Source organism: Aquamicrobium terrae (assembly GCF_052978165.1).
Genome location: NZ_JBRKLZ010000001.1, coordinates 2,893,634 through 2,920,203 on the forward strand (window position 1 = coordinate 2,893,634; position 26,570 = coordinate 2,920,203).

A 26,570-nucleotide genomic window follows, 5' to 3' on the forward strand; every position below is an offset into this window, starting at 1 on the left:
GTTCCCAAGCCGTGTTTTCCCTGCGATTGACCGTCAATCCTCGCCCTTTATGGTTAACGGATTGTTGTCACCGGCCGCGGCAGCTTTCGGCCCGCCGAAAGTCGCAGGCGGTCGGCGGAAAATCCGCGTGACAAAGTTTGACGTTTACGTAAAAAGGAAAACGACGAGGCCGGCGTTCGGGAATGCGGGCCTTCGCTGCGTCATCAGCTTCAGGAGGAGCCTGCATGTATCGTGCACCGGTCGATGAAATCGCCTTCACCCTCAAGCATGTCGCCGGGCTGGAGGAAGCGCTGGCTTCCGGCGCGCTGGGCGATCTGGGCAGCGATCTGGTCGATGCGGTGCTGGCCGAGGCCGGGCGTTTCGCGACCGAGGAGGTGGCGCCTCTCTACAAGGCGGGCGACGAGGTCGGCGCCGTTCTGAAGGATGCGGCGGTCACCACGCCGCCCGGCTGGAAGGAGCTCTACACCCGTTGGCGCGAAGGCGGCTGGAACGGGCTGACCGGGCCGGAAGAATTCGGCGGGCAAGGGCTGCCGATGATGCTGTCGGTTGCCGTTCTGGAGATGTGGAACTCGGCCTCCATGGCCTTCGGCATCGGGCCGACCCTGACCATGGGCGCGGTCGAGGCGCTGGAGAAGCACGCGACCGAGGACCTGAAGCGAACCTATCTGGAAAAGCTGGTGTCGGGCGAATGGATGGGCACCATGAACCTGACCGAGCCGCAGGCCGGCTCCGATCTTGCCGCGCTGCGCACCCGCGCCGAGCGGGCGGGCGACGGCACCTATCGCCTCTTCGGCCAGAAGATCTTCATCACCTATGGCGAGCACGGTTTCACCGACAACATCGTGCATCTGGTGCTGGCGCGCCTGCCCGATGCGCCGGCCGGCACGCGCGGAATCTCGCTGTTCCTGGTGCCGAAGTTCCTCGTTAACGAGGACGGTTTGCCGGGCCGCCGCAACGATGTGTTCTGCTCGGGTCTGGAGCACAAGCTCGGCATTCACGGCTCGCCCACCTGCACCATGATCTATGGCGACGGCTTCGGCGGCGCGGAGCCGGGGGCCATCGGCTGGCTGATCGGCGAGGAGAACAAGGGCCTCGCCTGCATGTTCACCATGATGAACAATGCGCGTCTGGCCGTCGGCATGCAGGGCGTGGCCATCGCCGAGGCGGCGTTCCAGAAGGCACTCGCCTATGCCAATGAGCGCCGGCAGGGCAAGGCGTCCTCCTATGCGGGCGAGGGCATGGCGCCGATCGTCCATCACCCGGACGTGCAGCGCAATCTGCTGACCATGAAGGCGCTGACCCGGATTGCCCGCTCCATTTCCTATGCGTGTGCCCATGCCATCGACATGGCGCGTGTCTCGGAGGGTGCCGATGCGCAGCACTGGCGCGACCGCGCCAATCTGCTGACCCCGCTCGCCAAGGCCTTTTCCACCGATGTCGGTGTCGATGTCGCCTCGCTCGGCGTGCAGGTGCATGGCGGCATGGGCTACATCGAGGAAACGGGCGCGGCCGCCTTTTATCGCGACGCGCGCATCGCCCCGATCTATGAGGGCACCAACGGCATTCAGGCCATCGACCTCGTCACCCGCAAGCTGCCGCTGGGTGAGGGGCAGCATGTGCATGGCTATATTGAGGAGCTTGGCTCGGTTGTCGCCGGGATGCGGGAAGCTTCCGGCCTCGGCCGCAGCGCCGACCTGCTCGAAACTGCCCTTGCCGATCTTTCGGAGGCGACACGCTATTTGCAGGAAAAGCTGGCCGGCAACTCCGTGCAGGAGGCGCTGAGCGGCGCGACGCCCTACCTGCGCCTGTTCTCGCTGGCGGCGGGCGGGGCCTATCTTGCGCGCGCCGCACTCGCCGATCAGGACGCCGACCGCGTGGCCCTCGCCCGCTTCTTCGCCGAGAACCTGCTGGGCGAGGTCGCCGCCCTGAAGGAACGCGTCATCGGCGGGGCGGAAAGCCTCGGCCTTGCCGGCGCATCGCTGATAACGGCCTGACCGGCCCGGGAGGACATATCTTGACGCAGAACATCGAGATCGAGCGCCGCGGCGCGGTGCAGATCATCCGCATGAACAGGCCCGAGAAGAAGAATGCGCTGACCCGGGCCATGTATGCCGCCATGGCCGATGCGCTGACCGGCGGCGACGCCGACCCGCAGGTGCGCGTCCATGTCTTCCTCGGCGTGCCGGGCGCGTTTTCGGCCGGCAACGACCTTGCCGATTTCCTGGCCGTCGCCACCGGCGGCGAGGGCGGCAGCGAGGTGTGGGACTTCCTGCTGGCGCTGGCCGGCTCGCAAAAGCCGATCGTGTCGGGCGTGGACGGCATCGCCGTCGGCATCGGCACCACCATCAACCTGCATTGCGACATCACCTTCGCCACGCCGCGCACCGTGTTTCGTACGCCCTTCGTTGATCTCGGGCTGGTGCCGGAAGCGGGATCGAGCCTGCTTGCGCCGCGCCTGCTCGGCCGGCAGGGCGCCTTTGCCTTGCTGGGGCTCGGCGAGGGCTTTTCGGCCGCGCGCGCGCGCGATGCCGGCTTGATCTACGATGTGGTCGAGGAGGACGGGCTGGAAGACGCCGCATTGGCGGCGGCGGAGGACATCGCCGCCAAGCCGCCGGAAGCGCTGCGGATCGCCCGCGACCTGATGCTAGGCTCGCGCGAGGAACTGAGGGAGCGCATCCGTATCGAGTCCGAGCATTTTCGCGAGCGCCTGACCTCGGATGAGGCCCGCGCGGCGCTGATGGCGTTCATGAACCGCAAGAAGGGCTGATCGGTCAGGCCAGCCCGTGATCCTTCATGGCTTGCGCCTCATCAGGTGTGATCCATGCGAATATCTTGGGTTCGCCGCCGGCGAAATTGACGAAATAGAGGTTGCGGAAAGCGATGGTTCCTTTCGCGCCGTCACGCGGGCGGACATAGTCGAATTCCCAATCCGCCTGGACCATGGCGTTGAAATCGTCCAGCGTCTCCACCTCCAGATTGACGATCTCGAACCGCGTGCCGCCGCTGGCGCGATAGGCCTCGAATCCCTGCCGCAGGATTGCCGGGAACGATGGGTCCTTCGCACCGCCCATGACGCCCGCCGGGCTTGCGCCGACGAAATGGTCGGCGAAGGCGCTGGCCAGCGCGTCGGTATCGGCGCTTTCAGGGGCGTGCAGCGCCGCGTTGCTGCGCCGGCTGTAGTCCTTGAACAGTGCCCGCGCCTTGGCTTCCAGCGTGTTCATCGTCGCCTCACGGATAGAGTCGCGTCTTCTCCCAGCCGTCGCCCGAGCGCGAGAAGACCACGCGGTCGTGCAGCCGGAACGGCCGGTCGTGCCAGAACTCGATGGTCTGCGGCACGATGCGGAAGCCCGACCAATGGGCGGGGCGGGGGATGGAGCCGACCGCATAGCGCGCCGTATATTCCGCCACCGCCTTCTCCAGCGCAAACCGGCTTTCGAGCGGCCGCGACTGCTTCGAGGCCCAGGCGCCGATGCGGCTGCCGCGCGGGCGCGAGGCGTAATACTCGTCCGCTTCCGCATCGCTGACGATTTCCACAGGCCCGCGCACGCGCACCTGCCGGCGCAGCGATTTCCAGTGGAAGCACATGGCCGCCTTCATGCTGCCGAGGATTTCGCGGCCCTTGGCGCTCTCGAAATTCGTGTAGAAGGTGAAACCGCGCTCGTCGAACCCCTTGAGCAGCACCATGCGCACATCCGGCATCCCCTCCTGGTCGACGGTGGCCAGCGCCACGCCGTTCGGATCGTTCGGCTCGGATTTGGACGCATCCTCCAGCCATTGCGCGAACAGGCGAAACGGCTCCTCCTCCAGCGTAAAGTCATGATCTGTTAACTTCGCATCACTCATAAGTTTTTTCTCGAATTTTAACTTTCACCGGAGTTTGGCGATTGTCGCGCGCTGCGCAAGCTTCTGACAACCGGCGGGCCCGAAAACCGGTTCCCGGCTGCGTCAAGGCTGTCGCGATGGCGGCGCTGCTTTCCCTCGCTGGCTGCGGCATGGGTGGCTTCAGTCTCGACAAGGCCGAGATAGACCGCTCCATCATCACCGGCAATGTGCCATCCGCCGATACCGGCATGGCCACGGATGCCGGCTTTGCCGCCGACCAGATGACGATCCGCAATGCGGCCTCGGCCGCCGATCTGCGGGAACTGGGCGGCCAGCCGGTGATGTGGGCCAATGCCGACACCGGCTCGCGCGGTTCGATTTCCGGCATCGCCGAAACCCGCACCCGGGGCGAGTTGTGCCGCGCCTTCTCCACCACCCGCGAAAGCTTCGACGGCGTGACCCTCTATCAGGGGCGCATCTGCATGGTGGGCGCCGGCGCCTGGCGTCTCGACGAGTTCAAGGCCTCCTGAACGCCGGGCCCGGGAAGATTTCCGTAAGGCTCTGGAATTTCTTCCTATGGGGGCGCATATAAGGGCCGACACCAGATCCATTCGTCTAGCAGGCAGGATATATGCGCGACCCGTATGAGGTGCTGGGCGTTGCGAAAAACGCCTCGGCAAAGGAAATCAAGTCGGCCTACCGGAAGCTGGCCAAGAAGTATCACCCGGACCAGAACCCGGACGATCCCAAGGCCAAGGACCAGTTCGCGGCCGCGAACCAGGCCTATGAGATCGTCGGCGACGAGAAGCAGCGCGCCGCCTTCGACCGTGGCGAGATCGGCCCCGACGGCAAGCCGCTGTTCCACGGCTTCGAGGGCGCGGCCGGCGGTGACCCGTTCGCCGGGTTCCGGCGCGGGCAGCAGGGGCCGGGCGGCGCGCATTTCGAGTTCCGTTCGGCGGGTCCGGGCGGCGATGCCTTTGGCGACGACATCTTCAGCCACATTTTCGGCGATGCCTTCGCCCGTCAGCAGCAGGGCGCGCAGCAGGGGCCGTGGACCTCGACCGGCGAGCGCCGCCAGCAGGCGCCGCGCGGGCAGGACACCAATGTGGAGCTGGGCATCAGCGTCGAGGAAGCCGCGACCACGCCCAAGGTGACGGCGCAGTTCCCCGACGGCCGCAAGATCGCGGTGAAGCTGCCCTCCTATGTCGAGGACGGCCAGACCATCCGCCTCAAGGGCCAGGGCGAACAGGGCTACGGCACGCCGGGCGATGCGCTGGTCAAGATCCGCTTCCTGCGCCATCCGCGCTACCGAGTGGAAGGGCGCGACCTGCATGTCGACCTGCCGGTGCCGCTGCGCGATGCCGTGCTCGGCGCCAAGGTGCCGGTGGAAACGCCGACCGGCCGGCTGGCGGTCAACGTGCCGGCATGGTCGAGTTCGGACAAGGTGCTGCGGCTGAAAGGCAAGGGCCTGCCGACCAAGGCGGGCGGCCACGGCGACCTTTACGTGCATGTGCGCCTGATGCTGCCCGAGGGCGGCGATGGCGAACTCGAGGCGCTGATGCGTAGCCGCGGCTAAGCCCGGCTGCCGGTGCGGTTGCGCCCGAGAGGTGTTTTGAGAGCTTGAAGCGCGGGGAAGCCTGTGCGATAGGGCTTGCTTCCAAGCAAAAAGTTGCGGAGAACGCTGATATGGCGGGTGGACAGGGCCTCATGGCCGGTAAACGCGGCCTCATTCTGGGTGTCGCCAACAATCGCTCGATCGCTTACGGCATCGCCAAGGCCTGCGTCGACAACGGCGCCGAGATCGCGCTGACCTATCAGGGCGAGGCCTTCAAGAAGCGTGTCGAGCCGCTGGCGGCGGAACTGGGCGCGCATATCGCCGGCCATTGCGACGTGACCGACCCGGCCAGCCTCGACGCCGTGTTCGACGAAGTGACCCGTCATTTCGGCAAGATCGACTTCCTCGTCCATGCCATCGCCTTCTCCGACAAGGAGGAGCTGGATGGGCGCTATGTCGACACCACCCGGGCCAACTTCAACCGCACCATGGAGATTTCGGTGTTTTCCTTCACCGACATCGCCAAGCGCGCCGAAGCGATCATGAACGATGGCGGCTCGCTGCTGACGCTGACCTATTACGGCGCCGAGAAGGTGATGCCGCACTACAACGTCATGGGCGTCGCCAAGGCAGCGCTTGAAGCCAGCGTGCGCTATCTGGCGGTCGATCTCGGCGGCCGCGGCATCCGCGTCAACGCCATTTCGGCCGGCCCGATCAAGACGCTGGCAGCGTCCGGCATCGGCGACTTCCGCTATATCCTCAAGTGGAACGAGTACAATTCGCCGCTCAAGCGCACGGTCACGCCGGAAGAGGTTGGTGATTCGGGCCTCTATCTACTGTCCGACTTGTCGCGCGGCGTCACCGGCGAGGTGCACCACGTCGATTCCGGCTATCATGTCGTCGGCATGAAGGCCGTCGATGCGCCGGACATCTCCACCGTCAAGGACTGACGCTCTCCAAACCCGCCTCCGGCCGAACCCAGAGGCTTCCGAAGGACGCCCGCAGAGCATGCCCGCGCCTGTCTACATCGTGCGCCACGGTCAAACCGACTGGAACGCCGAGTTCCGCCTTCAGGGGCAGGCCGACATCGACCTCAACGATCTCGGCCGCCGGCAGGCCGTGGGCAATGGCAGCAAGCTGGCCCGGCTGATTGACGAACCGCAGACGTTCGATTTCGTTGCCAGCCCCATGATCCGCACCCGGCGGACCATGGAACTGCTGCGCGGCGCGATGGGGCTCGATCCGGCCGCGTACCGCACCGACGAACGCCTCAAGGAGCTGAACTTCGGCGACTGGCAGGGCTATACGGCCGAGGAGCTGGAGGCATTGCACCCCGGTTCGACCCGTCGGCGCGAGCTGGCCAAATGGGATTTCCGGCCGGTCGGCGAGGGGGCGGAGAGCTACCAGATGCTGCTGGAGCGGGTGGAGCCGGTGTTCCGCGCCTTGCGCGGCCCGGCCGTCTGCGTGACCCATGGCGGGGTCATGCGCGTGCTTTTCCGCCTCGTCGGCGGGATGAGCAAGGAAGACGCCTGCGCGCTCGCCATTCCGCAGGACCGCATCCTGCGCTGGCAGGGCAACACGCTGGAATGGCTGTGAAGATCGCCCGGAAGGTGGGGCTTACTCGGTGACCTGCATGTCGGTGATGACGTTCTCGCCATTGGTCACGTCATAGGCGATGACAATGTCCATGCCCACCTGGAGGGCGTCGACGTCCATCTCGGCATTGAGCTTGTAGGATTTGCCATCGTCCAGCGTCAGCGTCATCGCTTCCTTGTCGATCTTCTGGATCAGTCCCTCGGCCTGCTCGGCGAAGGCGGCGGTCGAGAGGAGCAGAACGGCAGTGGCGGCGCCGGCAACAATGCGCCCGATTCGGATTGGCATATGTCGTCCTCTTGTTTCTTGTCCCGGCCTTCTGCCGGATGCTCGCGGAGACGAGGCGATGTGAACAGAACCAGCCCAATGTGTCAAAGCTTAGACGGGCCCGATGATGGTTTGACCACCGCAAAAAACGCCAATAGAAGGCTGGCTGAACCAAATAGGAACTGAACCGGCATTGCCGGCTTCGACCCGCAGGGCAGGGCTTTCCGATGTCTCACAATACGTTCGGCCATCTGTTCCGCGTCACCACCTGGGGCGAGAGCCATGGAGCGGCGCTCGGCTGCGTCGTCGACGGCTGTCCGCCCGGCATCCGCTTCACGCTGGCCGACATACAGGGCGAGCTGGATCGCCGCCGTCCCGGCCAGTCGCGCTTCGTCACGCAGCGGCGCGAGCCCGATCAGGTCAAGGTGCTGTCGGGTTTCATCCTCGACGATGACGGCGAGACGATGCTCACCACCGGCACGCCGGTGTCGATGATGATCGAGAATGTCGACCAGCGTTCCAAGGACTATGGCGAGATCGCCCGCCAGTACCGTCCCGGCCATGCCGACTACACCTATGACGCGAAATACGGCCTGCGCGACCATCGCGGCGGCGGCCGTTCCTCGGCCCGCGAGACGGCCGCCCGCGTCGCCGCCGGTGCGCTGGCGCGCAAGGTGGTGCCGGGCCTCGTGGTGCGCGGGGCGCTGGTTTCCATGGGCGTGAAGGACATCGACCGCGCCAACTGGGACTGGGACTTCGTGCGGAACGGGGAAAACCCGTTCTTCACGCCCGATCCGGCCTCGGTGCCGGTTTTCAGCGCCTATCTGGACGACATCCGCAAGGCCGGTTCCTCGGTGGGCGCCGTGGTCGAGATCGTGGCCGAAGGCGTGCCGGCAGGTCTTGGCGCGCCGCTTTACGGCAAGCTCGACCAGGACATCGCCGGCAACCTGATGTCGATCAACGCCGTCAAGGGCGTGGAGATCGGCAACGGCTTCGAGGCCGCCCGCATCACCGGCGAGGAAAATGCCGACGAGATGCGCATGGGCAATGACGGTCGCCCGCGTTTCCTCTCCAACAAGGCCGGCGGCGTTCTCGGCGGCATCTCGACCGGCGAGCCGGTCGTCGCGCGCTTCGCGGTGAAGCCGACCTCCTCGATCCTGACGCCGCGCCTCTCCATCGACAAGGACGGCGCCGAGGTGGAAGTGCGCACCAAGGGCCGCCACGACCCCTGCGTCGGCATCCGGGCCGTGCCGGTGGGCGAGGCCATGGTTGCCTGCGCCATAGCCGATCATTATCTGCGCCACAGGGGGCAGACTGGGAAGGCAATAGGGCAGTAAGGCAGGAGGGCAGTATGTCGGGCACTTGCCCGCTTTCATCCAAAGCCCTATTCCCTTACTGCCTTACTGCCTTACTGCCTTGCGAGCGAAGCGAGCCTCCCATGTACGACCAGAAGAAGATCGTCGAAGCCATCCGCGCCTTCGAGCGCGGCGAGATCGTCGTCGTCATGGACGATGACGGGCGCGAGAACGAGGGCGACCTGATCGTCGCGGCCGTGCATTGCACGCCGGAGAAGATGGCCTTCATCGTGCGCCATACCTCCGGCATCGTCTGCACACCCATGCTGCGCGACGATGCGCGCCGGCTGAACCTGGCGCCGATGGTGGCCGACAACGATTCCGCCCACACCACCGCCTTCACCGTCAGCGTCGATTTCAAGCACGGCACCACCACCGGCATCTCGGCCGACGACCGCACACTGACGGTGCGCAACCTCGCCAACGGCAATGTCGGCCCGTCCGATTTCGTGCGCCCCGGCCACATCTTCCCGCTCATCGCCCGCGAGGGCGGCGTGCTGATGCGCTCCGGCCATACCGAGGCGGCTGTCGACCTGTGCAAGCTTGCCGGCCTGCCGCCGGTCGGCGTCATTTCAGAACTGGTCAACGACGACGGCACCGTGATGCGCGGGCCGCAGGTGCAGGCTTTCGCCGAGGAAAACGGCCTGAAGCAGGTGTCGGTCGCCGATCTCATCGCCTATCGCCAGCGGCAGGAAACGCTGGTCGAGCGCGTCGCCTGCACCGATGTAGAGACGCCCGGCGGCAAGGCCAGGCTCTATGCCTACACGTTGCCCTGGGACCCGATGCAGCATCTGGCCCTCGTCTTCGGCGATATCCGCGACGGCGAGGAAGTGCCGGTGCGCCTGCATCCGGAAAATGTCGTGGCGGATGTGTTCGGAACCAGCCACCGGCTGGACGGCATCATGAGCACCATGGGCGAGCAGAAGCGCGGCGTCATCGTCTATCTGCGCGAGGGCTCGGTCGGCGTGGCGCATCATGAAAGCCGGCGCCGGGGCGGTGAGGGCGAGGATCATGAGGAGGCCCGCCGCCGCGAGAACGAGTGGCGCGAGATCGGGCTCGGCGCCCAGATCCTCAAGGATCTCGGCATTTCGTCCATCAACCTCATCGCCTCGCGCGAGCGCCACTATATCGGGCTGGAAGGCTTCGGCATCCGTATCGTCTCAACTGAAATCCGGTAGAGGAAGCAGATCCCGGACAGCTTCGCCGGGATCCGCCAGATTTGACGGCCGGTCACTCCGCCGGTTGTGCCAGGGCCTCGCGTGGCATCTCCTGCCGGCCTCCGGCGAGGCTCCTCTGGCCCAGAAGCACGGTCAGCAGCGATGCGAAGCCGGCCACGACCGACACCCAGAAGCCGCTGCGCGCGCCGAACGCGTCGACGACCCAGCCGGCCGCGAATGCTCCGAGCGCCATGCCGATGCCGATGCCCGTCATCACCCAAGTGATTCCTTCGGTCAGCATCGATTCGGGCACGCGACGCTCGATCAGGCCGAAGGCGGTGATGAAGGTCGGCGAGATCGCAAGCCCGCTTATGAATACGGTCACGGCCAGCAGCAGCACCGTGTCGGCGAACAGCAGCGGCACTGTCGTCAAGGCGATGGCGGCCACCGATATGACGAGCCGGCGGGGCAGCGGCATGGTCAGGTTGAGGGCTCCCACGATCAGGCCGAGAATGAACGAGCCGAGGGCATAGACGCCGATCACGAGGCTGGCGGCACCCGGCTGGCCGAGTTCCTTGGTCATCGCGACCGTGCTTACCTCCGCTGTGGCGAAAATGACGCCGACGAATATCAGGGCAAGCGTGATGATCTGGACCGGACGGAAGCGGATGGCCGAACCTCCGGAACCGTTCGTCGATTGCCGCAGGCGCGGCTCCGTCGAACGTTGCAGGATGAATGCCGCCGTACCAGCGGCCAGGAACAGCGTGCTTGCCAGCATCCCTGCTTCGGGAAACAGGGCCACGCTCAGGCCCACCGACAGCGATGCGCCTGCAATATAGACCAGCTCGTCCGCTACGGATTCGAAGGCGAAGGCCGTATACAGTTCGGGCCTGTCCCGGAAAATCTCGGTCCACCGCGCCCGCACCATTGCCGGTATGCTGGGCATCGCCGCGGCCAGCAGCGCCGACACGAACAGCGTCCACACCGGCCAATCCTGATTGGCCGCCACGATCAGCAGGACGAAGGCGATCACGGAAACCGCAGTGGCCGGCGCGACCACCGCCGTCTGGCCGGCGCGGTCGACCAGTCGCGAGATCTGCGGCGCCAGAAAGGCGTTCGTCAGCGCATAGGTCGCGGAGACGGCTCCGGCCAGCCAGTATTCGCCGTGGGTCTGCGACAGCATGGCCACGATGCCGATTGGCGCCATGGCGATAGGCAGGCGCGCGATGAAGCCGGCAGCGGCAAAGCCTTTTGCGCCGGGCGCGCGGAATATCTCGCGATAGGGGTTGGACATCTGGAAGACTCCTCGACATTTTGCGGAGCGCCACTTACATGTTCTTGCATACGTGGCGTATGTGATTTCAGATAAAGACATACGCGCCGTATGTCAATTGGCATACGTTACGTATGTGAATGGATGAGGAAGAATGCACAGACCACGCTCGGAGATGATCGCTGAGACCCGCGCCAAGCTGATCACTGCCGCCCGCAAGGCGTTCGGCGAAAAGGGCTATGCCGGGGCGTCGATGGACGACTTCACGGCCGAGGCCGGACTGACCCGCGGCGCCCTCTACCATCACTTCGGCGACAAGAAGGGCCTGTTGCTCGCCGTCATTACCGAGATCGATGCCGAAATGACGGAGCGGCTGGCCGTTATCTCGGGCAGGGCGGCGAGCCGCTGGCAGCGCTTCGTGGACCAGAACGTCAATTACCTGAAGATGGCGCTGGAGCCGGAGATACAGCGCATCGTGCTCCGGGACGGGCCTTCCGTGCTGGGCGACCCCTCGGCCTGGCCGACTGCGCTGAACTGCGTGGAGGTGATCTCCTCCAGCATCAAGGCGCTTCAGGAGGAGGGCATCGTGCGCCAGATGGATCCGGAAGCGGCAGCCCGGCTGGTCACCGGCGCCTCCACATACGCGGCCCAATGGATTGCCAACGCACCCGATCCCGCAGCCACCGCCGAGAAGGCGGTTGCGGCTTTCAAGACGATTCTGAATGGATTGCTGGTCAGCCCGGCGGCGACCGATCCCGACTGTTGACGGAGCGCTGTACTGCGGTTTCCGGCATGGCCAAATGTCGTACGTGAGCCTATATCAGGTCGAATGACGACCCGTCTCTATACCCATCCGATCTATCTGGAGCATTTGACGCCGCCCGGGCATCCGGAGCGGCCCGACCGGCTGCGCGCCATCGAGCGGGTGCTGATGGAGGAGCCGTTCGACGGGCTCGACCGGGTCGAGGCGCCGCAAGGCGACGAGGCGACGATCCTCTACGCGCACCCGCAAGACTATGTGGAGCGCATCCGCGCCGCGGTGCCGGCGGAGGGCATCGGCCATATCGATGGCGACACCGTGCTGAGCCCGAAGAGCTGGCAGGCGGTCATGGCGGCGATCGGCGCGGCCAATGCCGCGGTGGACGATGTGTTCGAGGAACGGGCGGACAATGTCTTCGTGGCCTCGCGCCCGCCCGGCCACCATGCCGAGAAGACGAGGGCCATGGGCTTTTGCCTGTTCAACCACGCGGCGATCGCAGCCCGCCATGCCCAGAAGAAGCACGGCGCCGAGCGGGTCGCCATCGTCGACTGGGACGTGCACCACGGCAACGGCACGCAGGACATCTTCTGGGACGATCCCACGGTGCTCTACTGCTCGACGCACCAGCTGCCGCTGTTTCCGGGCACCGGCTCGCGCAACGAGACCGGCGGCATGGGCAATGTCGTCAACGTGCCGCTGTCTCCCGGCTCCGGCTCGGCGGCGTTCCGCGAGGCGTTCGGCACCCGTATCCTGCCCCGGCTGGACGATTTCAGGCCCGATCTCATCATCATCTCGGCCGGTTTCGATGCCCACCGCCGCGATCCGCTGGCGGACATCAACCTGGATGAGGACGATTTCGACTGGGCGACGGGCTATCTGCTGGAACGCGCCGGCCGCCATTGCGAGAACCGTCTCGTGAGCCTGCTGGAAGGCGGCTACGATCTGCAAGGATTGGCGTTTTCGGTCGCGGCCCATGTCGGCCGCCTGATGAAGGGATGAACTTATGGATGCTTCGGCCAACGAAGACGTGAAGTCGATGAGCTTCGAGCAGGCGCTGGACGCGCTGGAGAAGATCGTCGAGGACCTGGAGCGCGGCGAGGTGCCGCTCGACCAGTCGATCCGCATCTACGAGCGTGGCGAGGCGCTGAAGGCCCATTGCGACCGGCTGCTGAAGGCGGCCGAGGACAAGGTGGAGAAGATCCGGCTTGCCCGCGACGGCAAGCCCGCCGGGACCGAGCCGCTGGACGGGGAATAGGCCAGGTCGGGGGTGGGTTGCGGTAAATTGAACGGTCCGTAGCCTTCCAGCCGCTTTCCGTTCGTCCGGTCGGGGCCTAGATTGCGGGTTCGAACCCCAATCCTGGAGGCCGGCAATGAGCTTCTTTCCCGGAAACGACCCCAATGTCGGCGATGCTTTCGCCTGCGACCAGATCGAACTCATGGTCATCCCGAATGCCCGCGACATCGACGGGTTCCAGGTGCGGCGCGCCTTGCCGACCGCCCGCCGGCGGCTGGTCGGCCCCTTCATCTTCTTCGACCGCATGGGCCCCGCCATATTGAGGGCGGGCGAGGCGCTGGACGTGCGGCCCCATCCCCATATCGGCCTTTCCACCGTCACCTATCTGTTCGACGGCAAGATCCGGCACCGCGATTCGCTCGGCACCGAAATGGTGATCGAGCCGGGCGACCTGAACCTGATGACGGCCGGGCGCGGCATCGTCCATTCGGAGCGCACCCCTGAGGAACTGCGTGGGGCGCCGATGTCGGTGTCGGGCCTCCAGACCTGGCTCGCCCTGCCGGACGGCAAGGAGGAGGTCGAGCCCCTGTTCGATCACACGGTGAAGGCCGAGCTGCCGCGCTTCGAGGCGGACGGCGTGAAGGGCCGGGTGGTGATCGGCTCCTTCGAGGGCATGCATTCGCCCGTCAAGGTGGCCTCGAAGACGCTTTATGCCGATGTCCGGCTCGACGCCGGGGCGAGCGTGAAAATACCGCAGGATGCCGAGGAGCGCGCCATCTACACGCTGGACGGCGAGGTTTCCATATCCGGCGACACCTTCCCGGCCGACCGCCTGCTGGTGTTCAAGCCCGGCGACGAGATCGTCGTGTCCTCGGAGCGCGGCGCGCATTTCATGCTGTTCGGTGGCGATTCCCTCGGTTCAAAGCGCTACATCTGGTGGAACTTCGTGTCGTCCTCCAAGGAGCGCATCGAGCAGGCCAAGGAGGAATGGCGCACCGGCCGCTTCGATATCGTGCCCGGCGACGAGGAGGAATTCGTGCCGCTGCCGCAAGGCTGAGAGACGTTTCCAGGCGCGGCCGTTTCACCCTTCGCGACCTCCTGCGCGTTTACATTCCCGCCCTGCCGTCCTATGCCGGCTGCGTGCATCAGCTTCGGGAGGTAGCAGCCGATGAACGCCGGACCCCAGCCGCCGCTTCCTGAGACGCCGCTTCTCGACAAGGTTCGCATTCCGGCGGACCTGCGAAACCTTCCCGAAAGCGCCCTGCCGCAACTGGCCGACGAATTGCGCCGCGAGACCATCGACGTGGTGTCGCGCACCGGGGGGCATCTCGGCGCCGGCCTCGGCGTCATCGAACTGACCGTGGCGCTGCATTATGTGTTCGACACCCCGCGCGACCGGGTGATCTGGGATGTCGGGCACCAGACCTATCCGCACAAGATCCTCACCGGACGCCGCAACCGCATCCGCACGCTGCGGCAGGAGGGCGGGCTTTCCGGTTTCACCAAGCGCGACGAGAGCGAATACGACCCGTTCGGCGCGGCGCATTCCTCCACCTCCATCTCGGCCGGGCTCGGCATGGCGGTGGCGCGCGATCTGGCCGGCGGGCGCAACAACGTCACCGCCGTCATCGGCGACGGCTCCATGTCGGCCGGCATGGCCTATGAGGCGCTGAACAATGCCGGCGCGCTGGGCTCGCGGCTGATCGTCATCCTCAACGACAACGACATGTCGATCGCGCCGCCGAGCGGGGCGATGAGCGCCTATCTGGCGCGGCTGGCTTCTGGGCGCACCTATCAGGGCTTTCGCGAGCTCGGCAAGAAGCTGACCGCCTATCTCGGCAAGCGTGCCGACCGTGCGATCACGCGTGCGGTGGAACATGCGCGCGGCTATGTCACCGGCGGCACGCTGTTCGAGGAGCTGGGTTTCTTCCACATCGGCCCCATCGACGGGCACAATCTGGAGCATCTGGTGCCGGTGCTGAAGAATGTGCGCGACCATGGCGAGGGGCCGGTGCTCATCCATGTGGTGACGCAAAAGGGCAAGGGCTACGCGCCGGCCGAGGCCGCCGCCGACAAGTATCACGGCGTCAACAGGTTCGACGTCATCACCGGCGCGCAGGCCAAGGCCCCCGCCAACGCGCCGGCCTATACGAAAGTGTTCGCCGAAAGCCTGATCCGGGAAGCGCGCGAGGACGAGAAAATCGTCGCCGTCACCGCCGCCATGCCTTCGGGCACCGGGCTCGACCTGTTCGGCGAGGCGTTCCCGAGCCGCACCTTCGACGTGGGCATCGCCGAGCAGCATGCCGTGACCTTCGCTGCGGGGCTTGCTACCGAAGGCTATCGCCCCTTCGCCGCCATCTATTCCACCTTCCTGCAACGCGCCTACGACCAGGTCGTGCACGACGTGGCGATCCAGAAGCTGCCCGTGCGCTTTCCGATCGACCGCGCCGGTTTCGTCGGCGCAGACGGCCCGACCCATTGCGGCGCCTTCGACACGACCTTCCTCGCCTCGCTGCCCGGCTTCGTGGTGATGGCGGCCGCCGACGAGGCGGAGCTGAGGCACATGGTACGCACCGCCGCGGCCTATGACGAGGGGCCGATCTCCTTCCGCTATCCGCGCGGCAACGGCGTCGGCGTCGACATGCCCGAACGCGGCGAGATGCTGGCCATCGGCAAGGGGCGCATCGTGCGGCAGGGCACGCGCGTGGCGCTGCTGTCCTTCGGCACGCGGCTGGCGGATTGCCTTCTGGCCGCCGAGGCGCTGGACGCGGCCGGCCTTTCCACCACCGTGGCCGATGCACGTTTCGCCAAGCCGCTGGACGAGGACCTTGTGCGCCGGCTGGCGCGCGAGCACGAGATTCTGGTGACGGTGGAGGAGGGCGCGATCGGCGGCTTCGCCACGCAGGTTCTCCACCTCCTTGCCCATGAAGGGCTTCTGGAAAGCGGCCTGAAAGTGCGCCCGCTGGTGCTGCCGGACGCGTTCACAGATCACGGCAAGCCGGAAAAAATGTATGCCGAGGCCGGGCTCGACTGTTCCGGCATCGTGCGCACCGTCTTTGCAGCACTTGGCCACGTGGAAAGCGTCCAGCGTGCCTGATGTTGGCGCAGCGTTTTTGAATCGATGCGTGAACGGCCTGAATCAATTCCTGCCGTTTCCGTCGTAACCTTCTGTTTACGCTTGTTTTTGGCGTTTCGCTTACCCTCGCTGTTGGTCGAATCTCAACGCCGCGCTGCTAGCTCTGGCCCGGGTAAAGGGCATGGTGGCAGTGAAAGCGTTTTTCTACAGTCTGGTGATCCTGTTGGCGGCGGCACAGAGCGCTGCCGAATCGCGCCTCGACAGCCGCATCGACGAGGCGGCGCGCGAGATCCTGGCCGCGAAGATGGGGGACCTGCGCGGCGGTTTCAGGCCCGGCGAGGAGCCGCTGCTCGTGTCGCGGGAGACGGCGCTTCGGCAGAAGACGCGCGAACCGCTGAAGGTGCTGCAATATGGCCGCTATCGCGAGGAGGCCCCGGCGGTCCCGCAAAGCACGAAGGCGCGCTGACGGCGCTTGCGTTCGCGTCCGCCTTTCGCCAATGAAGGCGGATGAAGCCCGAAGTACCAGCCAGCCGGCGGCTGCGGCTCGATGAACTGCTCGTCGAGCGCGGCCTGTTCGCCAGCCGATCCCGCGCCCGCGATGCGATCGAGCGCGGAACCGTGCGCGTCGATGGCGAGGCCGCAGCCAAGCCCGGGCGGACTGTCGCCACCGATGCCGCGATAGACATCGACGATCCGGCCCGCACCTATGTCTCGCGCGCGGCGCTCAAGCTGATCGCCGGGCTCGACTGCTTCGGCTTCGATCCGGCCGGCGCGGAGGCGCTCGACATCGGCGCCTCGACGGGCGGCTTCACGCAGGTGCTGCTGGAGCGCGGCGCCGCCCATGTCACGGCGATCGATGTCGGCCATGGCCAGATGCGCGCCGAAATCGCCGCCGATCCGCGCGTGACCTCGATCGAGGGACTGAATGCCCGCGACCTCACCGCAGCCGGTCTCGGCGGCCGCATCCCGGATCTCATCGTCTCCGACGTCAGCTTCATCTCGCTGAAACTTGCCCTGCCGCCGGCACTGGAACTGGCTGCGCCGGGGGCGAGGGCGGTGCTGCTGGTCAAGCCGCAGTTCGAGGCGGGCAGGGAGGCCATCGGCAAGGGTGGCCTTTTGAAGAACCCGGACGATGCGGAGCGTGTCGCCATGGACTTGCGCGACTGGCTGGATGCGCAGCCGGGCTGGCGCGCGTTCGGCCTCTCCCCATCGCCCATCGAGGGGGGCGACGGCAACCGCGAATTCCTGCTGGGTGGAGTTAAGGATCGATGAGCGTGCGCTTCACCATCGACAGGCTGGGCGCGCAGGGCGACGGCGTGGCCAACACCGAAACCGGGCCGGTGTTCATTCCCTTCACACTGGCCGGTGAGGTGGTGACCGCCGCCCGCGAGCGTGACCGCGCCACGCTGATGGCGGTGCTCGAAAAATCGCCGCTCCGGATCGAGCCGGCCTGCCGTCATTTCGGCGATTGCGGCGGCTGTGCCGTGCAGCATCTGGAGGCCGAGGCCTACCGCGCCTGGAAGCGCGACAAGGTGGTGCATGCGTTGAGGGCCGCGCGCATCGAATGCGAGGTGGACGACCTCGTGCCCTGCGCGCCGCACACGCGCCGCCGGGTCACACTGAGCGCCCGGCGCACCGAAGCCGGCCTGCTGCTCGGCTTCAACCGCCACATGTCGACGCAGATCGTCGATCTCGACGAATGTCCGATCGCGCTGCCGCAGATCGTCGGTGCGCTGGATACGCTGCGCGAACTGGCAAGCCTGATCTGCGCGACGTCCAGGCCGTTCCACATGGCCGTCACCGTGACGGCCTCCGGTCTCGATATTGCCGCTTCCGATTCGGGACGCATGGGCGAACGCCAGCGCCAGATCGCCTCCAATTTCGTCATCCATCATGGGCTGGCGCGGCTGTCGGTGGATGGCGAGATCATCATCGAGCCGAAGAAGCCGGTGGTCATGTTCGGCACGGCGGCGGTTCCGGTGCCGCCCGGTTCGTTCCTCCAGGCCACCGAGCCGGCCGAGCAGGCCATGGCCGATCTGGCCGGCCAGCATCTGCCCCGGGCGAAGAAGGTTGCCGATCTCTTTGCCGGCTGCGGCAGCTTCGCGCTGCGGCTGGCGATGAAATCGGAAGTGCATGCGGTGGAAGGCGATGGCGCTGCCCTTGCCGCGCTGGATCGCGGCTTCCGCTTCGCTTCCGGCCTCAAGCGCGTGACCTCGGAAAAGCGCGACCTGTTCCGCCGCCCGCTTACCTTCAAGGAATTGAACGGTTTCGACGGGCTGGTCTTCGACCCGCCGCGTGCCGGCGCGGAGGACCAGTGCCGCCAGATCGCACGTTCGGACGTACCGCTGGTCGCGGCGGTGTCCTGCAACCCCGCCACGCTCGCCCGCGATCTGGCGATCCTGCTGGCCGGTGGCTACCGGCTCAAGCGGGTGACGCCGATCGACCAGTTCCTGTGGTCGCCGCATGTCGAGGCGGTGGCCCTGCTGGAGAAGCCGAAGAAAAGGCGGTGAGGGCAGGTTGGTTTCCCGGCTACCTCTCGTCCGCTCCCCCTCATCCGACCTCGCTGCGCGAGGCCACCTTCTCCCACAAGGGGAGAAGGGGAAGCGTTGCGCCGGCGTCGGTGCAAATCATCGCCTTGAGATTGGCTTGGACGGGAGTGCCTGCTCCCCCTTCTCCCCTTGTGGGAGAAGGTGTCGCCGCAGGCGACGGATGAGGGGTTCTCTTTGCCGGTCCATCAAGCCATTTCCGCCTTGTGCTTGAACTACGCATGGATTGCGCCTATTTTGAGCAGGAAATGTTCAAAACCTGAAAGGAGGGTGCATCATGACCTCCATAGTCCTGGACAGCCCGGCTTCGCGCTTCGGTGAGGGGAACACACCCTTCCTGTCGCCGCGCCGCGTGGCGGAACTGCTCGGCGTCACGCTTTCGGAACTGGCCGCGCTCATCGGTGTCGCCCGCAACACGCTGGCCGCCAAGGCCGGCGCGCGCAAGGTGGATGCTGCGCTGAGCCCCGTCGTGCGCATATTGACGATGGCTGAGGAAATGGCGGGCGACGAGCGCCGCGCCGCGATCTGGTTCAAGCACCAGCCCATACCCGGCTGGGCCGGCAAGACCGCCTACGACCTCGTGCGCGAGGGCAAGGCCGACAAGGTGCTTGCCTATCTGGAGGCCGTCCGCTCCGGCGTCTATGCCTGACAGGGCGCCGCTCACCCTGTGGCGTGCCTTCGTGCCGCAATGGGCGCATATGCCCCTGTCGGGCGAAGGCGCCTCCCGCTTCGGAGGGCGCTGGAACCCGGTCGGCGCGTCGGCCATCTATGCCGCGCGGGAGCTTTCCACGGCCTGGGCCGAATACAATCAGGGCTTTGTCCAGCATCCGGCGCTGATCGCCCAACTGGAACTAACGGGCGCGAGGCTTGCCGACCTCACCGATGCCGAAACGCTGGAGGCGGTTGGCGCAACGCCGGCGATCCATGCCTGCGAGTGGCGCGACATGATCGACCGCGGCGAGGTTCCCGAGACCCACAGGCTGCGCGCGAAACTGCTCCGGCAAGGGTGGGACGGCGTTATCTATCCGTCCTTCATGTCGCCGGGCGGCACCTGCGTGGCGCTGTGGCGCTGGAACGACAAGGGCGCGCCTCGGCTTGACGTCATCGATCCGGACCACAGGCTGCCGAAATCGGCCGCTTCCTGGCTGTGGGTTCCTGCCTTACCGACGCGCCCGCGCGGCCAGCGCGCCCCATTCGGCCAGCAATGCGTCCCGCGCGCGCAGGCCTCCCGAGCGTTTTCCGCGCTGCTCGTCCTGAGCGAGGCGCGCGAACACCAGCGTTACGCCGTCCTTGCTCGCCCACCCGACATACCAGCCCCACATGCGGGCGCGATCAAAGGCCCCGTCGGCCTTTCGAGGGTATGCAGATCCCGTCTTGCCGGAAATCCGCCATCCATCGGATACCTCGCTGCTTTCGACGATCGCCATGGTCTTTGCCACGGCGTCGCGCGAGATCGGCAATTGCCCGGTGATCAGCTTGCGCAGGAAAACGGTCTGCTCCAGAGGAGAGATGGTCAGCGAGGAGGAGATCCATGCGCGTTCCAGCGCATTGTTCTTCCCGGCGTCTCCCGAAAAATCGGCATTGCCATAAGCGAAGCGCCGGCCGTAGCCGCGCAGCCTTTCAACACCCAGCTCGCGCGTGATCTGCTGCGAGTACCAGACTACCGAATGGCGCATCCAGGCGGCAGGATCGGTGGGCCTGCGCCAGGCATCGCCGCCCCAGTCCGGATAGCCCGGGCGAAAGGGCAGCGCCGGATTGCCGGCATCCACCAGAAACCCGGAATCGTAGCCCATTGCCGCCAGGGCGATCTTGAATGTGGAGGCGGGCGTGACCCGGTCTTCGCACCGGCCTTCGCTCAGCAGCACGCTCCCGGTGCGGGCATCGGCGATCACCGTGCAGACCACAGCCGCCCGTGCCGGAGAAACGGCAAGGGCCGCAAGCACGGCCCCCAGCACGATTGCGAACGTCCTTATGCGTGCCATCAGGTTTGCGTGCCGCCGACCGTCATCTGGTTCATGCGCAGATGCGGCTGGCCGACGCCGACCGGCACCCATTGGCCGGCCTTGCCGCAATTGCCGATGCCGGTGTCGAGCTTCATGTCGTTGCCGATCATGCTGACGCGATGCATCGCGTCCGGGCCGTTGCCGATCAGCATGGCGCCCTTGATCGGCTGGGTCACCTTGCCGTCCTCGATCATATAGGCCTCGGTGCAGCCGAACACGAACTTGCCGGAGGTGATGTCCACCTGGCCGCCGCCGAAGGAGACGGCATAGACGCCCTTCTTCACCGAGGCGATGATCTCTTCCGGGGTCTTGTCGCCGGACATCATGTAGGTGTTGGTCATGCGCGGCATGGGCTGGTGCGCATAACCCTCGCGCCGCCCGTTGCCGGTCGCCTTCATGCCCATCAGGCGGGCGTTCTGCCGGTCCTGCATGTAGCCGACCAGCTTGCCGTCCTCGATCAGCACGTTGTGCGCGCTGGGTGTGCCCTCGTCGTCCACGGTGATCGAGCCGCGCCGTTCGGCGATGGTGCCGTCGTCGACGACGGTGACGCCCCTGGCGGCCACCTGGCTTCCCATCAGCCCGGCGAAGGCCGAGGTCTTCTTGCGGTTGAAATCGCCTTCCAGCCCGTGGCCGACCGCCTCGTGCAGCATCACGCCGGGCCAGCCATTGGCCAGCACGATGTCGAACGTGCCGGCCGGGGCCGGCGCCGCCTCCAGGTTGACCAGCGCCTGGTGCAGTGCCTCGCCTGCCGCATATTTCCAGTTTTCCTCCGTGAGGAATTCCCCGAAGGACCTGCGGCCGCCGGTACCGTAGGAGCCGCTTTCCTGCCGGTCGCCGTCACCGACCACCACGGCTACGTTCATGCGCACCAGCGGGCGGATGTCGCGCACCACCTGCCCGTCGCCGCGCAGGATTTCCACATGCTGCCAGGAGGAGGCAAGCGATGCCGTCACCTGCCGCACGCGCGGATCGGCGTTGCGCAGATAAGCGTCGATCTCCTGCAGGAGCTTCGCCTTGGCCTCGAAGCCGGGCGTGGGGATCGGGTTTTCGTCGCCGTAGAGATGGCGATTGGTGCGCGCCGGCGCTTCGGCCAACGTGCCCTCATGGCCGCTCTTGACGGTTGCCACGGCGTCGGCGGCCCGCATCAGCGCGGCATGGGAAAGCTCGCTGGAATGGGCGTAGCCGGTCGCCTCGCCGGCCACCGCGCGCAGGCCGAAGCCGCGGTCGGTGTTGAAATTGGCGGTCTTGAGGCGACCATTGTCGAACAGCAGGGATTCGCTTTCGCTGTGCTCGAGGAACAGCTCGCCGTCGTCGGCGCCATGCAGCGTGTCGGCGACGAGCTTGCGGATGCGCTCGTCGGAAATGTCGAACTGGGAAAGCAGGCTGGTCATGGCGCGTCCTCGGGATAAGGGTCTCGCCGCCATGTAGGCGCGCGAAACCCGTTCGGCAATGTTCGCGAAAGAGGGCGCGTCAGGCGCGGCCGGTCAGGGAAGGGCCGCGAACCCGTCGGCGAAGCCCTTGAGGTCGACCGGGATGCCGATGCCTTCTTCCGGGGTCTGGAAGATGATGAAGGTGGCCGCGGCGCCCGCCTTCAGCGTATCCAGCAACTGCTTTTCGAGGATCACCTCGGCATAGCAGCCGTCCTGGAAGCAGCGCACGAAATAGGCGCGGCCTATATCCTTGCCGTCGACATTGAGGCCGAGCCCGTTGGGCAGGAGCACGCCGAGCGGCGCCAGCACGCGCAGGATTTCCGCCTTGTTGTCGGCCGTGCGCAGCACGACGACGGACAGGCCCATTTCCGGCCTGTCTTCGGCGACGACGTTCTGCATCATCACGCATTGCTCGGTGGTGGCACCCGCCGGCGTGTCGCAGATGATCGACCAGGCGCCGTGCGTGGACCGCACCGTGCCGCTCTGCTGCGCCAGGGCAGGACCCGTGACGGATGCCGCCCCCAGCGTGGCGGCGAGAAAGATGACCTTCGCCAAGGTTCCCGAAACCCAAGACTTCATGACGGCTCCACTGCGAATCGCCTCACTTTAAGCCGCGCGGGGGCCGAGCGGAAGGACGCGAACCGGCCCAATCGCTCCCGACTGCGGCAATAATGCGGTTTTTCACTTCTATTTTGCCCTCGCCGACGGCTGTCGGCAAGAATCCGCCATCATAAAGGCGACACCGCCTTGATGCCGCGCGCAAAAATGCCGCATGGATGAGCCCTGTCCTTCCTTGCGGAGGGAAACAGAGTATGGTTTGAACCAGCATCGACTGCCGGGATTCCCGTTCCGGCATCAATTGGATTATTCTCGCAGCATATTTGCATGTGTGCGAGCAAGGGAGATGATTAGGGCGATGAAAAGATCCATTGCAGGGGGACTCGGTGCTGCCGCCGCATTGTTTGCCGCAACGTCCGCCTGGGCGGCTCAGCCGGCCGAGTGGGAAATGAGGTTCCAGCCTGCTGCCACCGATATCATGCAGCAGATCACCTGGTTCGAAGGGTACACGCTCGCCTTCATCATCCCGATCACGCTTCTGGTGCTGGTGCTGCTCGCCTATTGCATCGTCAGGTTCCGCGCGAGCGCCAATCCCGTTCCCTCGCGCACCAGCCACAACACGGTGATCGAGGTGATCTGGACCGTCGGGCCGGTGCTGATCCTGCTCCTGCTGGCCGTTCCCTCCTTCCAGCTCCTCACCAACCAGTACACGCCGCCGGAAGAGGCCAAGCTGACCATCAAGGCGACGGCCAACCAGTGGAACTGGGACTACGAGTACCAGACCGAGGATGCGCTTTCGTTCAACTCCGCCATGTTGGCGGAAGAGGATCGCGCGGCCGCCGGCAAGGAAGACAAGGCGGTCTATCCGCGCCTTCTCGCCGTGGACAACGAGCTGGTCGTTCCGGCCAACACCATGGTGCGCGTGCTGGTGACCGCTTCCGATGTCATCCATGCCTTCGCCATGCCGGCCTTCGGCCTGAAGACCGACGCCGTCCCCGGCCGCATCAACGAGGTCTGGTTCAAGGTCGAGAAGGAAGGCTTCTATTACGGCCAGTGCTCCGAGCTGTGCGGCAAGGACCACGCCTTCATGCCGATCGCCATCCGTGTCGTGTCGCCCGAGCAGTACGAGACCTGGCAGGCTGCGGCCAAGGCCGATCTGCCCGCCGCCAACAAGGCGCTGACCGCGCAGATCGAAGCGGCCAGCAAGCTGGCGGCCGCGAACTGAGCCCGCAACCCAGGTATACAAGGTAACGGAGCCGAAAATGGCACATACTGCAACACATGACGAGCACCACGCCCCGCGTGGCTGGGTTCGCTGGGTCTACTCGACCAACCACAAGGACATCGGCACGCTCTATCTGATCTTCGCGATCATCTCGGGCATCATCGGCGGCTTCATGTCGATCATGATGCGCTGGGAGCTGGCCGAGCCGGGTATCCAGATCTTCCACGGCCTCGCCTCGATGGTCTACGGCGTGGAAGGCGCTGCCGCGCTGGATGCCGGCAAGCACATGTTCAACGTCTTCACCACCATGCACGCGCTGATCATGATCTTCTTCATGGTCATGCCGGCGCTGATCGGCGGCTTCGCCAACTGGATGATCCCGATCATGATCGGCGCGCCGGACATGGCGTTCCCGCGCATGAACAACATCTCGTTCTGGCTGCTGCCTCCGGCGCTGCTCATGCTGCTGATCTCGTTCTTCGTTCCGAGCGCCCCGGGCGCCCATGGCGTCGGCGGCGGCTGGACGATGTATCCGCCGTTCTCGACCGCCGGCCAGCCCGGCCCGGCCATGGATTTCGCCATCCTGGCGCTCCACATCGCCGGTGCGTCGTCCATTCTCGGCGCCATCAACTTCATCACCACCATCTTCAACATGCGCGCGCCCGGCATGACCATGCACAAGATGCCGCTGTTCGCGTGGTCGGTGCTGATCACCGCCTTCCTGCTGCTGCTGTCGCTCCCGGTTCTGGCCGGCGGCATCACCATGCTGCTCACCGACCGCAACTTCGACACGGCGTTCTTCTCGCCCGAGGGCGGCGGCGACCCGATCCTGTTCCAGCACCTGTTCTGGTTCTTCGGTCACCCCGAGGTCTACATCCTGATCCTGCCGGGCTTCGGCATCGTCAGCCACATCGTGTCGACCTTCTCGCGCAAGCCGGTGTTCGGTTATCTCGGCATGGCCTACGCCATGGTCGCGATCGGCGCCGTCGGCTTCGTGGTGTGGGCGCACCACATGTTCACCTCGGGCATTTCGCTGAACGCCCAGCGCTACTTCACCTTCGCCACCATGGTCATCGCGGTGCCCACCGGCATCAAGATCTTCTCGTGGATCGCGACGATGTGGGGCGGCTCGATCTCCTTCCGCACGCCCATGCTGTGGGCGATCGGCTTCATCTTCCTGTTCACCGTCGGCGGCGTGACGGGCGTGCAGCTCGCCAATGCGGGCCTCGACCGCTCGCTGCACGACACCTACTACGTGGTCGCGCACTTCCACTACGTGCTGTCGCTGGGTGCCGTGTTCGCCATCTTCGCCGCCTGGTACTACTGGTTCCCGAAGATGACCGGCTACATGTACTCGCCGGCGATCGCCCGCCTCCACTTCTGGGTCACCTTCATCGGCGTGAACATCCTGTTCTTCCCGCAGCACTTCCTCGGTCTGTCGGGCATGCCGCGCCGCTACATCGACTATCCGGATGCCTATGCCGGCTGGAACATGGTGTCCTCCTACGGCTCCTACATCTCCGGCATCGGCGTGCTGATCTTCCTGTTCGGCATCTTCGAGGCCTTCCAGAAGAAGCGGGTGGCCGGTGCCAACCCGTGGGGCGAGGGGGCCACCACGCTGGAGTGGCAGCTTCCTTCGCCGCCGCCCTACCACCAGTGGGAGCAGTTGCCCCGTATCCGCTGATACGGACCATGATGCGAACCGCCGGCTCCGGCCGGCGGTTTGGCCACACGGAATGATCGGACTTTTGAGTACGCATGGCCCTGATCGACGATAGATGCATTGACGAAGCGCCCCTGCGCATGTCGGAAGCGACGCCGGGCGACTACATCGCGCTGCTCAAGCCGCGGGTGATGTCGCTGGTCGTGTTCACGGCCGTGGTGGGGCTCGTCGCCGCGCCGGGTGCGATGAACCCGTTGCTGGCCATGATCGCCATCCTGTCGATCGCCATCGGCGCCGGGGCCTCCGGTGCGCTCAACATGTGGTACGATGCCGACATCGACAAGGTGATGAGCCGCACCGCCAAGCGGCCGGTGCCTTCGGGGCGCGTCACCGCGGGCGAGGCGCTCGGCTTCGGCCTGGTGCTGTCCGTGCTGTCGGTGATGACGCTCGGCGTGCTGGTCAACTGGCTGTCGGCGTCGCTGCTGGCCTTCACCATCTTCTTCTACGCCGTCATCTATACCATGTGGCTGAAGCGCTGGACGCCGCAGAACATCGTCATCGGCGGCGCGGCCGGCGCCTTCCCGCCCATGATCGGCTGGGCCGCCGCCACCGGCACGATCGGCCTGGAAAGCGTGATCCTCTTCCTCATCACCTTCCTGTGGACGCCGCCGCATTTCTGGGCGCTGGCCCTGTTCAAGTCGGGCGACTACGAGCGCGCCGGCATTCCCATGATGCCCAACGTGGCCGGCCATGCCTCGACGCGCCGCCAGATCTTCGCCTATGCGCTGCTTCTGGCCCCGGTCGGCGTGGCACCCTGGCTGCTCGGCTACACCAGCCTGTTCTATGGCCTGGTCTCGCTCGGGCTGGGCGCCGGCTTCGTCTGGTATGCGTGGGGCGTCCTGAAGATGCCCGACGAAGACAAGGCCATGGCGCCGGCCAAGGCCTTGTTCGGCTTCTCGCTGGTCTATCTCTTCGTGATCTTCGCCGCCTATCTCGGTGACCGCGTCGTCGCCGAGATGATGGGCCCCATGGCCGGCATGGGAGCATAGCGTC

27 protein-coding genes and 1 pseudogene are annotated in these 26,570 nt (G+C 65.9%); 21 read left to right on the forward strand and 7 right to left on the reverse strand.

Annotated features, from left to right (window positions below; genetic code table 11):
* Positions 1 to 224 precede the first annotated feature (224 nt).
* A complete protein-coding gene (locus ACVCNR_RS14160) occupies positions 225 to 1,994 on the forward strand; it encodes an acyl-CoA dehydrogenase family protein (protein WP_447075215.1) in 1,770 nt (589 codons plus the stop codon).
* A 20-nt stretch (positions 1,995 to 2,014) separates the two neighbouring features.
* The gene (locus ACVCNR_RS14165) at positions 2,015 to 2,767 is read left to right on the forward strand and encodes a crotonase/enoyl-CoA hydratase family protein (RefSeq protein ID WP_447075216.1); all 753 of its coding nucleotides are present in this window, start codon (positions 2,015 to 2,017) and stop codon (positions 2,765 to 2,767) included.
* 4 nt (positions 2,768 to 2,771) lie between these two features.
* Here ACVCNR_RS14165 and ACVCNR_RS14170 read toward each other — a convergent pair whose 3' ends face one another.
* Together ACVCNR_RS14170 and pdxH are read right to left on the reverse strand one after the other, a co-directional pair.
* The gene (locus tag ACVCNR_RS14170; protein ID WP_354196635.1) at positions 2,772 to 3,221 is read right to left on the reverse strand and encodes a hypothetical protein; all 450 of its coding nucleotides are present in this window, start codon (positions 3,219 to 3,221) and stop codon (positions 2,772 to 2,774) included.
* Between the two features lie 7 nt (positions 3,222 to 3,228).
* A complete protein-coding gene (gene pdxH, locus ACVCNR_RS14175; protein ID WP_447075217.1) occupies positions 3,229 to 3,843 on the reverse strand; it encodes a pyridoxamine 5'-phosphate oxidase in 615 nt (204 codons plus the stop codon).
* A gap of 116 nt (positions 3,844 to 3,959) precedes the next feature.
* Here pdxH and ACVCNR_RS14180 point away from each other — a divergent pair, with 116 nt between their 5' ends.
* The 4 genes from ACVCNR_RS14180 to ACVCNR_RS14195 all read left to right on the forward strand — a co-directional run bounded on the left by ACVCNR_RS14180 (position 3,960) and on the right by ACVCNR_RS14195 (position 6,973).
* The gene (locus ACVCNR_RS14180; protein ID WP_447075218.1) at positions 3,960 to 4,352 is read left to right on the forward strand and encodes an RT0821/Lpp0805 family surface protein; all 393 of its coding nucleotides are present in this window, start codon (positions 3,960 to 3,962) and stop codon (positions 4,350 to 4,352) included.
* A 101-nt stretch (positions 4,353 to 4,453) separates the two neighbouring features.
* Complete coding sequence (locus ACVCNR_RS14185) at positions 4,454 to 5,398, forward strand: DnaJ C-terminal domain-containing protein (RefSeq protein WP_447075219.1); 945 nt, start codon at positions 4,454 to 4,456, stop codon at positions 5,396 to 5,398.
* A 110-nt stretch (positions 5,399 to 5,508) separates the two neighbouring features.
* Positions 5,509 to 6,327, forward strand: a complete 819-nt coding sequence (gene fabI / locus ACVCNR_RS14190) for an enoyl-ACP reductase FabI (protein ID WP_447075220.1) — start codon at positions 5,509 to 5,511, stop codon at positions 6,325 to 6,327.
* A gap of 58 nt (positions 6,328 to 6,385) precedes the next feature.
* Positions 6,386 to 6,973, forward strand: a complete 588-nt coding sequence (locus ACVCNR_RS14195; RefSeq protein ID WP_447075221.1) for a histidine phosphatase family protein — start codon at positions 6,386 to 6,388, stop codon at positions 6,971 to 6,973.
* A gap of 21 nt (positions 6,974 to 6,994) precedes the next feature.
* Here the strand turns inward: ACVCNR_RS14195 and ACVCNR_RS14200 are convergent, their stop codons facing one another.
* Positions 6,995 to 7,258, reverse strand: a complete 264-nt coding sequence (locus ACVCNR_RS14200) for a DUF1344 domain-containing protein (protein ID WP_354196647.1) — start codon at positions 7,256 to 7,258, stop codon at positions 6,995 to 6,997.
* Positions 7,259 to 7,464: 206 nt separating this feature from the next.
* Here ACVCNR_RS14200 and aroC point away from each other — a divergent pair, with 206 nt between their 5' ends.
* On the forward strand, positions 7,465 to 8,574 hold the full coding sequence (gene aroC, locus ACVCNR_RS14205; protein WP_447075222.1) for a chorismate synthase: 1,110 nt from the start codon (positions 7,465 to 7,467) through the stop codon (positions 8,572 to 8,574).
* Between the two features lie 101 nt (positions 8,575 to 8,675).
* Positions 8,676 to 9,770, forward strand: coding sequence for a 3,4-dihydroxy-2-butanone-4-phosphate synthase (gene ribB / locus ACVCNR_RS14210; RefSeq protein WP_354196650.1), 1,095 nt, complete (start codon positions 8,676 to 8,678; stop codon positions 9,768 to 9,770).
* Between the two features lie 52 nt (positions 9,771 to 9,822).
* Here the strand turns inward: ribB and ACVCNR_RS14215 are convergent, their stop codons facing one another.
* Complete coding sequence (locus ACVCNR_RS14215) at positions 9,823 to 11,043, reverse strand: MFS transporter (protein ID WP_447075223.1); 1,221 nt, start codon at positions 11,041 to 11,043, stop codon at positions 9,823 to 9,825.
* A gap of 133 nt (positions 11,044 to 11,176) precedes the next feature.
* Between ACVCNR_RS14215 and ACVCNR_RS14220 the strand changes: the two genes are divergently transcribed.
* From ACVCNR_RS14220 to ACVCNR_RS14265, 10 genes and pseudogenes are all read left to right on the forward strand, one after another.
* Positions 11,177 to 11,788 (forward strand): TetR/AcrR family transcriptional regulator, encoded by a 612-nt coding sequence (locus ACVCNR_RS14220; protein ID WP_354196654.1) that lies wholly within the window; start codon positions 11,177 to 11,179, stop codon positions 11,786 to 11,788.
* A 63-nt stretch (positions 11,789 to 11,851) separates the two neighbouring features.
* Complete coding sequence (locus ACVCNR_RS14225) at positions 11,852 to 12,781, forward strand: histone deacetylase family protein (RefSeq protein WP_354196656.1); 930 nt, start codon at positions 11,852 to 11,854, stop codon at positions 12,779 to 12,781.
* A gap of 4 nt (positions 12,782 to 12,785) precedes the next feature.
* Entirely contained in the window at positions 12,786 to 13,037 is a 252-nt protein-coding gene (locus ACVCNR_RS14230; RefSeq protein WP_354196658.1) for an exodeoxyribonuclease VII small subunit, read from the forward strand.
* 115 nt (positions 13,038 to 13,152) lie between these two features.
* Positions 13,153 to 14,073, forward strand: a complete 921-nt coding sequence (locus tag ACVCNR_RS14235) for a pirin family protein (protein ID WP_447075224.1) — start codon at positions 13,153 to 13,155, stop codon at positions 14,071 to 14,073.
* A 111-nt stretch (positions 14,074 to 14,184) separates the two neighbouring features.
* Positions 14,185 to 16,113, forward strand: a complete 1,929-nt coding sequence (gene dxs / locus ACVCNR_RS14240) for a 1-deoxy-D-xylulose-5-phosphate synthase (RefSeq protein WP_447075225.1) — start codon at positions 14,185 to 14,187, stop codon at positions 16,111 to 16,113.
* A 160-nt stretch (positions 16,114 to 16,273) separates the two neighbouring features.
* The gene (locus ACVCNR_RS14245; protein ID WP_447075226.1) at positions 16,274 to 16,558 is read left to right on the forward strand and encodes a hypothetical protein; all 285 of its coding nucleotides are present in this window, start codon (positions 16,274 to 16,276) and stop codon (positions 16,556 to 16,558) included.
* 41 nt (positions 16,559 to 16,599) lie between these two features.
* Positions 16,600 to 17,364 (forward strand): TlyA family RNA methyltransferase, encoded by a 765-nt coding sequence (locus ACVCNR_RS14250; RefSeq protein WP_447075227.1) that lies wholly within the window; start codon positions 16,600 to 16,602, stop codon positions 17,362 to 17,364.
* On the forward strand, positions 17,361 to 18,602 hold the full coding sequence (locus ACVCNR_RS14255; protein WP_447075228.1) for a class I SAM-dependent RNA methyltransferase: 1,242 nt from the start codon (positions 17,361 to 17,363) through the stop codon (positions 18,600 to 18,602). Before ACVCNR_RS14250 ends, ACVCNR_RS14255 begins: the two co-directional genes overlap by 4 nt.
* Positions 18,603 to 18,915: 313 nt before the next feature.
* On the forward strand, positions 18,916 to 19,287 hold the full coding sequence (locus tag ACVCNR_RS14260) for an antitoxin Xre/MbcA/ParS toxin-binding domain-containing protein (RefSeq protein ID WP_354196670.1): 372 nt from the start codon (positions 18,916 to 18,918) through the stop codon (positions 19,285 to 19,287).
* A pseudogene (locus tag ACVCNR_RS14265) lies at positions 19,280 to 19,786 on the forward strand (RES family NAD+ phosphorylase); the annotation flags it as partial. The gene ACVCNR_RS14260 and the pseudogene ACVCNR_RS14265, both read left to right, overlap by 8 nt.
* A gap of 12 nt (positions 19,787 to 19,798) precedes the next feature.
* Here the strand turns inward: ACVCNR_RS14265 and blaOXA are convergent.
* The 3 genes from blaOXA to ACVCNR_RS14280 all read right to left on the reverse strand — a co-directional run bounded on the left by blaOXA (position 19,799) and on the right by ACVCNR_RS14280 (position 22,650).
* Positions 19,799 to 20,620 (reverse strand): class D beta-lactamase, encoded by an 822-nt coding sequence (gene blaOXA / locus ACVCNR_RS14270; RefSeq protein ID WP_447075229.1) that lies wholly within the window; start codon positions 20,618 to 20,620, stop codon positions 19,799 to 19,801.
* Positions 20,620 to 22,032: a metalloprotease TldD gene (tldD, locus tag ACVCNR_RS14275; protein ID WP_447075230.1), complete on the reverse strand. Its 1,413-nt coding sequence runs from the start codon at positions 22,030 to 22,032 to the stop codon at positions 20,620 to 20,622. Before tldD ends, blaOXA begins: the two co-directional genes overlap by 1 nt.
* A 93-nt stretch (positions 22,033 to 22,125) precedes the next feature.
* Positions 22,126 to 22,650 (reverse strand): invasion associated locus B family protein, encoded by a 525-nt coding sequence (locus ACVCNR_RS14280; protein WP_354196678.1) that lies wholly within the window; start codon positions 22,648 to 22,650, stop codon positions 22,126 to 22,128.
* 325 nt (positions 22,651 to 22,975) lie between these two features.
* On the opposite strand from ACVCNR_RS14280, the gene coxB reads away from it, so the two are divergent.
* The 3 genes from coxB (at position 22,976) to ACVCNR_RS14295 (ending at position 26,566) form a co-directional block, all read left to right on the forward strand.
* Positions 22,976 to 23,854 carry a cytochrome c oxidase subunit II gene (gene coxB, locus ACVCNR_RS14285; protein ID WP_447075231.1) on the forward strand — a complete coding sequence of 293 codons (879 nt, stop codon included), beginning with the start codon at positions 22,976 to 22,978 and terminating at the stop codon, positions 23,852 to 23,854.
* Between the two features lie 37 nt (positions 23,855 to 23,891).
* On the forward strand, positions 23,892 to 25,538 hold the full coding sequence (gene ctaD / locus ACVCNR_RS14290) for a cytochrome c oxidase subunit I (RefSeq protein ID WP_354196682.1): 1,647 nt from the start codon (positions 23,892 to 23,894) through the stop codon (positions 25,536 to 25,538).
* A 74-nt stretch (positions 25,539 to 25,612) separates the two neighbouring features.
* On the forward strand, positions 25,613 to 26,566 hold the full coding sequence (locus ACVCNR_RS14295) for a heme o synthase (RefSeq protein WP_447075232.1): 954 nt from the start codon (positions 25,613 to 25,615) through the stop codon (positions 26,564 to 26,566).
* Positions 26,567 to 26,570 lie beyond the last annotated feature (4 nt).